General features: G+C 41.9%; 5 protein-coding genes and 2 tRNA genes. 1 reads left to right on the top strand and 6 read right to left on the bottom strand.

Annotation, left to right across the window (positions count from 1 at the left end):
- The 3 genes from H7N67_RS07760 to H7N67_RS07750 form a co-directional block, all read right to left on the bottom strand.
- A partial coding sequence (locus H7N67_RS07760) for a SabA family sialic acid-binding adhesin (protein ID WP_187939603.1) occupies positions 1-1,453 on the bottom strand: 1,453 nt, incomplete at its 3' end.
- A 193-nt stretch (positions 1,454-1,646) separates the two neighbouring features.
- Positions 1,647-1,723: transfer RNA gene (locus H7N67_RS07755), tRNA-Met, on the bottom strand.
- Between the two features lie 34 nt (positions 1,724-1,757).
- Positions 1,758-1,832, bottom strand: a tRNA-Gln gene (locus H7N67_RS07750).
- Positions 1,833-1,897: 65 nt separating this feature from the next.
- Here H7N67_RS07750 and H7N67_RS08070 point away from each other — a divergent pair.
- Positions 1,898-2,413 (top strand): hypothetical protein, encoded by a 516-nt coding sequence (locus H7N67_RS08070; RefSeq protein WP_232263052.1) that lies wholly within the window; start codon positions 1,898-1,900, stop codon positions 2,411-2,413.
- Between the two features lie 91 nt (positions 2,414-2,504).
- On the opposite strand, the gene hypD is transcribed toward H7N67_RS08070, so the two are convergent.
- The 3 genes from hypD to hypB are packed head-to-tail and all read right to left on the bottom strand — an operon-like array spanning position 2,505 to position 4,584.
- Positions 2,505-3,617, bottom strand: coding sequence for a hydrogenase formation protein HypD (gene hypD / locus H7N67_RS07740; protein WP_187939601.1), 1,113 nt, complete (start codon positions 3,615-3,617; stop codon positions 2,505-2,507).
- A gap of 5 nt (positions 3,618-3,622) precedes the next feature.
- The gene (locus H7N67_RS07735; RefSeq protein WP_000335438.1) at positions 3,623-3,856 is read right to left on the bottom strand and encodes a HypC/HybG/HupF family hydrogenase formation chaperone; all 234 of its coding nucleotides are present in this window, start codon (positions 3,854-3,856) and stop codon (positions 3,623-3,625) included.
- On the bottom strand, positions 3,856-4,584 hold the full coding sequence (gene hypB / locus H7N67_RS07730; RefSeq protein ID WP_187939600.1) for a hydrogenase nickel incorporation protein HypB: 729 nt from the start codon (positions 4,582-4,584) through the stop codon (positions 3,856-3,858). Before hypB ends, H7N67_RS07735 begins: the two co-directional genes overlap by 1 nt.
- Between the last annotated feature and the right edge of the window lie 269 nt (positions 4,585-4,853).

Below are 4,853 nucleotides of genomic sequence, written 5' to 3'. Positions count from 1 at the left end.
TGTTTTGATTGAGGTAGTAATTGGTCTCTATGCCTTGCGGGCTATAGGGGTTGTTCTTTTTACTCACCACATTTTGCAAGCTTTGCGCGTTAGGGACTTTGGAGAGCGCGGTGGTGATGCTGTTATAGGTGTTGCCTAGTTCGCTGTATCTAGATTTGAAATGCACCAAAGTGTCAGCGATATTTTGCGCTTGCTCTATTTGCTGTTCTTGAGTGCCAAAATGAGCGATGCTGTTGGTTAAATTCGTTATGGTTTCTTGCACATAAGCGCAACCGGCCCCCCAAGTGTTGGAAGTTACCTGACCTGGATTGGTGCCCCTACGCTCACCCCCTTGCACTTCATAACACACCCCTAAAGAGTCTGATACAAAATTTTTAGGGATTTTTTCAAAGTTTTTCACCACTTGTTCGGCTTGGTTTAAAATCTCTGCTTGGGCTTGAGCGTTTTTGAGCATGCTTTGCGCAAAGCTAGCGTCTGTGTAAGGGTTGAATGGTTTTCCAGTGTCTAGGTTGTTTTGATTTTGCGCATTTTCACTAACGATTTTGGCTTGCGCGACAGCTTCTTGCGCGTTAGCGATCATGCCTTGGATAGCGCTGATTTCATTCTTAAACATCCCGCACATTGTCCCATTGCCGCTTATCCCTGCCCAATAACCGCTACCACCATTCTGAAAGTTTGGGCATGCCTCATTTAGGGTAGTGATAATGATGCTCGCTTGTTTTAAAAGCTCTTGAGCGTTATTTTCTGTGTTGATATTTTCTGTTGTTGATGTTGATGTTCCTCCATTCCACGAGGTTGAAATAGCTTTCCCATGACTCCATGGGTATATTAATTTTTCATTTGGACTGCCACCCGTTCTTTTGTCTCCATTGATAGTGAAATCAAGTTTTGTGGTGGTGTCGCTTAAAACGGGGACCCCATCTCCATTAGATCCATTGGCTGTCAAAGCCTTTTGAATGATTTGATAAGCCTTGTTAATGATCGCATAATTTTCAGTAGATATTGGCCCACCATGTCCTGGCTGATAATACGAATTGCAAGTGATGGTCGTCGTATTTTGTCCTGGCACATTATTAAAAGTTTGGATACCTCCATTCGCGCTCTCGTTACTGCCAGGACCACAAGCAGTAAAAGCGTAGCTTGTAACTTGCCACAACCCCACCGCCGCATTCAACGCTAAAAGCACGGCTTGATAAGCCGGGGAGTTGGTTTTGACATCAAGCAAATTCCTAGAGCTTGAGCCTAGATTATCCCTTGCGTCGTTAATCGCGCTCGGATCAGCGGATAATTTGATAAGGGTGTTTAGGGTGCTGTATCTGGTTAAAAGCTTGCTCAAGTTTTCATAATTATCTGAAAGCTGTTGGATGCCTTTGGTGTTGGTTACCATTTGAGCGGCCTCACCGATTTGATAGCCTACGCTTGTGTAAAAGCCGTCGTCTTCAGCGTGGAGCAAAAACGAGAGAGAGAGAGTAAAAGGGTTTTTTTCATGTTTTCTCCTTTTTTGAAATGAGTATTTTGATGCATTATAGCATGAAAGCGTTTTTTTTTGTCATTTTTGAAAAATTTTGTCATTTTTTTGATTTTGACGCTTTTTGTTTCATTTGGTGTGATCTGGTGGTGTGCTTTGGTGGTGTGGTTTAAAAGATTGGTTGCGGAGAATGGATTTGAACCACTGACCTTTGGGTTATGAGCCCAACGAGCTACCGGACTGCTCTACTCCGCGCCAAAAAAATACGCTGAATAAAATACGCTAATAATGGCTGGGGTGCAAGGATTCGAACCTCGGAATGCCAGGACCAAAACCTGGTGCCTTACCGCTTGGCGACACCCCAACAATAAAAGAAACATTATACAAAAGCTTTTTAAAAAAGTCAAGCTAAAATGCTATCATTTCATCATGGAAAATGGATTTGACCCCCTAATTTACAAACGCTATTTGAAAAAGAAAGAAACCTTTTTGCTCTTTAAAAAAATCGCTCAGGTGTCTGCGTTTAAAAATTTAAAACTCCAACTCAAGCGAAGAGAAGCGATTGAGCGCTATGTTTCTCAAGCTTTAGGGGATTTAAAAAAAGGGTTTAGATACGCTAAAATAGAAAATCAAATCCTAAAAATCTATTTCACGCACCCTAGCTATTTGAAAGCCTTTAAAATAGAAGAAGATCATTACACCAACAACCTAAAAATCCATTTCAAAGAAACGCAAAAAACCCTAAAAGCCTTGAATTACCCCTTTGATTTTAAAACAATCCAGGCGAGCGTGAAAAAAAGGGCTTATGAAAAACCGGTTATAAAAAAAGAAAAACCCCCTAAAAGCGTGAATGTCAATTGCGAGGGTTTGAGCGATTTCACTAAAAAGCAATTTCTAAAGCTCAAACGCGCTTGTAACGATAATACGCCGCGCACGCCCCCTTGAGAGCTGACCATGCAACTGCCGATCGGATTTTGCGGGGTGCAAGTTGTAGCGAATAGTGAGCAATCTAGGGGCTTAGAGCAATTTTTGAAACTCAAACGCGCTTGTAACGATAATACGCCGCGCACGCCCCCTCAGAGCTGACCATGCAACTGCCGATCGGATTTTGCGGGGTGCAAGTTGTAGCGAATAGTGAGCAATCTAGGGGCTTAGCGATGCCTTTTAAGATCTCCCCACATTTGCATGCCTTGTTTTCTTTTATGATCTTGTGGGTTAAATGTTCTTTAAAGACTTTTTCAGCGTCATAAGAGGCGAACGCTTCTTTGAGCTTAAGAGCGGAATGTTTGATATTCCCTAACCCTCTCCATTCAAAATTTTCCCTAACTTCCATGCAAGCATTGACTAACTCTTGCGCTTTTGTATTCCCCTCAAAACTCACCGCTCTTTTATACTGGATTTCTAGTTTGGCTTCTTTGTTTAGGGCTTGTTTAAGAAGCATCAGCACGCTTTCTAATATATCCACCGGCTCAAAACCGCTCACAATAATGGGGATTTTAAAGCGATCCACTAAAGGAGCGTAGATTTGAGCGCCGCTGATCACGCTCACATGGCTAGGGGCTAAAAGAGCGTTAATCTGGCATGCCGGATCTTTTAAAATCGCGCTCACGCTGGGAGGCACTAAAATGTGGTTGATGTGGAAAAAAAGGTTTTTTAATTTTTCTTTTTTAGCGTTGAGTAAAACGCTCGCTGTCATCGGCGTGGTGGTTTCAAAACCGATCGCAATATAAATGACTTTTTTAGTAGGGTTTTCTTTAGCGATCTCTAAAGCTTGCATGGGCGAATACAAAAAGCGCGCATCTAACCCTTTTTCTCTGGCTTGTATCAAACTCCCATAGCTCCCGGGGACTCTCATCATATCCCCTAAACTCAAAACAATGCTGTCTTTGATCATAGCGAGTTCATAAGCTTCATCAAGGCGCGCTCTTGGCATCACGCACACCGGACACCCTGGCCCATGCACAAACTCTAAATTGTTAGGCATCAAGTCTAAAAGCCCGTATTTCATGATAGAATGCGTATGCCCTCCGCACACTTCCATGATGACTAATTTTTTAGTGAGTTTGGAAGCGAGTTTTTTGATTGCATTAGAGAGCGCTAAAATGGTTCGCTTGTCTCTAAAGGGCGAAATGAGGTGATCAACGCTCATTGTTATTACTGCGTTTCGTTCATTTTGGCGATCATTTCTTGGTAAAGCTCAATGGATTCTAGGGCTTCTTTTTCATCAATCTTACTCATCACATAGCCGATGTGGAGCAACACGTAATCGCCCACTTTAACGGACTCGCCCATTAAATCCAAGCTCGCCTCTCTTTGAACGCCCAAAGTTTCCAAAATAGCCACATTATCCTTAATGGCTATGACTTTAGAGGGGATTGCTAAACACATTAAAACGAATGCGTGGATTGGTAATTTTCACGCTTTTTTTCTAAAAGGAAGTTTTTAAAATCTTCCAAACTTTTAGGGTCTTTAGAACTCATTAAAAAAATAGGCGCTTCAGGCTTTAATTTTTGCATGTCTTCTTTGACTTGAGAAACCCTGAAATTAAACACTTCAATCATGTCCGCTTTACTGATAATGACCGCATCCGCGCACATGAACATCGTAGGGTATTTTAGCACCTTATCATCGCCCTCTGGGACAGAAAGTAAAACGATATTCATCGCCGCCCCTAGATTATAGCTTGAGGGGCAAACCAGATTCCCCACATTTTCAATGATTAAAAAATCGCTTTTTTCTAACGCTCCCTCATCTTTTAATAAATCAAACGCCCCCTCAATCATGCTCGCTTCCAAATGGCACGCTTCGCCGGTGGTGATTTGGTGTGCGCTCACGCCTTTTTTACGCAATCTGTCCGCATCTCTATTGGTTTGCAAATCGCCCTCTACCACGCAAAACTTAAAGTCTTTAAAATCCGCTAGATTTTCTAGCATCGTGGTTTTACCGCTGCCGGGAGAGCTCATGAAATTCAGCACATACAGCCTTTCTTTGAGGTAGCGCTCTTTCATTTCAGCGGCTTTAATGTCGTTCTTACTCAAAATCTTTTCCACGATTTTGACGTCTTTTTTACTCAAATTAGGGTTATTTTGTAAAGATTCTTTTCGTTGTTTGCTCATGCTTGTTCCTTTCTTTTAAAATTTTCGTATCGTAGCGCACTTAATTAAACGGCTATGATTTAATAACTTCTTTTATCCTCTTGGCTCATCTTTTTAGATCAAAAACATGCTTTACCCTAACCCCTTATCGTCGCTGTCGTTTTTATCCCACTAGCACGAAAAACTCCGTCCTTTAGGGCGGAGATGTAAGTGCATATCTGTTAGGTATTTGAATATCGTTTCACCTAGATCCATTCGCTTTTTAGTGCATTCTATTAAAAATCAAAGTT

The organism is Helicobacter pylori (genome assembly GCF_014498195.1).
GTDB lineage: Bacteria > Campylobacterota > Campylobacteria > Campylobacterales > Helicobacteraceae > Helicobacter > Helicobacter pylori_DO.
The sequence above is the reverse complement of the archived record's forward strand: the minus strand, read 5'-3'. Positions and strand labels throughout refer to the sequence as shown.